Source organism: Hymenobacter sp. (assembly GCF_036388155.1).
Lineage (GTDB): Bacteria > Bacteroidota > Bacteroidia > Cytophagales > Hymenobacteraceae > Hymenobacter.
On the sequence record NZ_DASVSI010000170.1, the window covers coordinates 1 to 3,013 of the forward strand.

General features: G+C 63.5%; 3 protein-coding genes. 2 read left to right on the forward strand and 1 reads right to left on the reverse strand.

Annotated elements, in window-relative coordinates; genetic code table 11:
* Window positions 1-702 precede the first annotated feature (702 nt).
* Together purE and VF629_RS24110 are read left to right on the forward strand one after the other, a co-directional pair.
* Complete coding sequence (purE, locus tag VF629_RS24105) at window positions 703-1,236, forward strand: 5-(carboxyamino)imidazole ribonucleotide mutase (RefSeq protein ID WP_331061070.1); 534 nt, start codon at window positions 703-705, stop codon at window positions 1,234-1,236.
* Window positions 1,237-1,259: 23 nt separating this feature from the next.
* Window positions 1,260-2,483 carry a 5-(carboxyamino)imidazole ribonucleotide synthase gene (locus VF629_RS24110; protein ID WP_331061071.1) on the forward strand — a complete coding sequence of 408 codons (1,224 nt, stop codon included), beginning with the start codon at window positions 1,260-1,262 and terminating at the stop codon, window positions 2,481-2,483.
* A 349-nt stretch (window positions 2,484-2,832) separates the two neighbouring features.
* Here the strand turns inward: VF629_RS24110 and VF629_RS24115 are convergent.
* Window positions 2,833-3,013: hypothetical protein (locus VF629_RS24115; protein WP_331061072.1), on the reverse strand; the 181-nt coding region annotated here is incomplete at its 5' end.

A 3,013-nucleotide genomic window follows, 5' to 3' on the forward strand; every position in this document is an offset into this window, starting at 1 on the left:
CGCCGGGTGCGGTGGTGGTCAGCGTGGTGGCGATGGCGTTCCAGGGCCGCCAAGTCGGCGGCGGTTAAGGGCGTGGCAGCAAGCATCGAAGCAAAATAGATAGAAGACAAATCTATACGATTACTTCTGCACGAGTACTTAGAATTACCGTTTTCGTAGGCGGCACAGGCAGCAATTGCGGCGGCTTTATTGCCTAGTTTTTTTCTTCAGCAAGGCGATACAGCCCCCATGGTCTGTGAGACGCAATCAGTCCAGGACGCACAACACGTCTTGCGATGAGCCTGCCAGTAGCCGCAGTCGAAGTTGGCTAACCAGCCGAGAGCGTCTTGTTCGAGACCAAAGCGGAAACGACCTTCACGCGGGAGTTCATGAAATCCAAATCCTAGAGCCCTTCATCGACCAGACGTTAAAAGGCCGAGTAGACCTGGTGATTTTTGACACGGAAATCCTGCCGGCCCGCTAATCTTTCGTGGAGACAACCTGTAGTTCTTAGATTATCGTGAATTTTGGGGGCCGCTTGTGCCGCAGCAGTAGCTTTGTGGCCGTGGTAAAGGGTTTCCACCCCACTGCCCGTTTAACCAGCGGGGCCCGGCGCAGCTCAGTCGCCGGGTGTCTGGATGCGGGTTCGGATACATGTCAGGCCCGAAACCACGGTTGCAATTGTCCATCCGGGGAGGCCCGGCTCCCTTTACCAGAATCACCATGAGTACCCTACTCCCATCCTCCACTCCCAGCCGTGACGGCGCCCCGGGCCAGCCCCTAATCGGCGTGGTCATGGGCTCCAGCAGCGACTGGGACACCATGCAGCATGCCGTGCAGATGCTCGCGCACTTTGGCGTGGTGCACGAAGCGCGCGTGGTGTCGGCCCACCGCATGCCCGACGACCTGTTTGCCTACGCCGAAGAAGCCGGCCCACGCGGCCTGCGGGCCATCATCGCCGGTGCGGGGGGGGCTGCCCACTTGCCGGGCATGCTAGCTGCTAAAACTACTGTGCCCGTGCTGGGGGTGCCGGTGGCCAGTCGCCATTTGCAGGGGGTGGACTCGCTGCACAGCATCGTGCAAATGCCCAAAGGGGTGCCGGTGGCCACGTTTGCAATTGGGAATGCCGGGGCGGCCAATGCCGCGTTGTTCGCCGTCAGCATGCTGGCCTTGCACGACCCGGACCTGGCGAACAAGCTGCGGGCGTTTCGCGCCGAACAAACCGAAGCTGCTCGCGCCATGACGCTGCCCGTATGAGCGCCAATATCAACCCTGGGGCGATGCCCCCCATTTTCCCGGGCAGCGTGGACGCCGTGGGCCAGCGGGCTACGCTGGGGGTGCTGGGGGGCGGCCAGCTGGGCCGGATGTTCGTGCACGCCGCCCAGCGCCTGGGTTATTTCACCGCCGTGCTGGAGCCTGACGCGCAAAGTCCGGCCGGGCGGGTGAGCCACCACCACATCCAAACTGCCTACGACGACCCGGCCGGGCTGGCGCAACTGGCCCAGCTGTGCCAGGCCATCACCACCGAGTTTGAAAACGTGCCGGCCCAAGCCTTGCAAGCCCTGGCGCTGACCCGACCCGTGGCGCCTAGTGCGGCCGTGGTGGGCATAGCCCAAAACCGCATCGAGGAAAAAGCCCACTTCGCGGCCTGCGCGGCCGTGTCGGGGGTGAGTTGCGCGCCCTACGCGGTAATTGAAACGCTAACCCAGCTGCAGGCCGTTGAGGGCGAGCGGGCAGATTTGCTGCCCGGTATCCTAAAAACCGCGCGTCTGGGCTACGACGGCAAGGGCCAGGTCCGCGTCAAGACTGCCGCTGAACTGGCCGCCGCCTGGGCGGAGTTGGGCGGCGTGGCCTGCGTGCTGGAAAAGATGCTGCCGCTAACTGCCGAGTGTTCGGTGCTGGTTGGGCGCGGCTGGGACGGTCAGGTCGTCAGCTTCGCCCCGCAACGCAACGTGCACGTCGATGGTATTTTGGCCGTGACCCACGCCTACGAGGGAAACATGCCGTCTTCCTTGGCAGATAGTGCCCGTGACGCGGCCGTTTCCATCGCGCACCATCTTGACTACGTCGGCGTGCTGTGCGTCGAGTTTTTTGTGGTGAAGGATGGCAGCGAGCACGGCGGGCTGGTGGTCAACGAGATGGCTCCGCGCCCGCACAACAGCGGCCACTACACCCTGGACGCCTGCGACGCGTCGCAGTTTGACCTGCAGGTCCGGGCCATGGCGGGCTTGTCCCTGCCGCCGCCGCGCCAGCATTCCCCGGCCATCATGCTCAACCTGCTAGGGGAGGTGTGGCTTGACGCCAGCGGTCAGCGGCAGGAACCGGACTGGCCCGCGGTGCTGAGCCTGCCGGGAACGCACCTGCACCTGTACGGCAAGGTGGAGGCGCGCGCAGGCCGCAAGATGGGCCACCTGACCATCACGGGCCCGGATGTCGCCAGTGTCAAAAACGTGGCGCGGCGTGCTGCCGGTCTGCTCGGCTTGCCGGGGCTGGACGCCATCTAGATGCCATTGCCTGCTCTGGGCCAAGCCGGTGCGCGCTGGTTTCCGGCCTGCTGCTAACCGCTCTGGCCAGCGCTCAGGACCTGACCAACGCCAGCGTCACAGTTAGCATTAGTCATTTCTGGTCGTGCCTCCATAGCTCCTCTCCTTGAGGAGAAGGGTTTGCTTTACCAAGGGCAGAACCCTGTGCACAGAGCAGCGGGTAGGACAGATAGGCCAGAATTTGCGCGCTCTATCGCAGTCGGAGGAGTTGAAGCAAAAAACCAGCCCAGCCACCGCCCGAAAGGCAGGTTACACTGGTTGGTTTAGAGGTGAAGGGCAATGTATTCTCAGCCAGAGTCCCTTCCCCAGGTTACGAAATAAGGTGCACCAGTGCGGCACAGTCCGGTAAAGTGCACACGGCGCGGCCCTGCTCCAGCAGGCCGCGGCCCAGGGTGGGGGCCATTTCCACCCGCCCGCGCAGGTTGGCCAATTCCATTTCCTGCGTTTCGAACGTGCGCGGCAAGCCCGCTTTCAGCAAGCGGCGGGTGCCG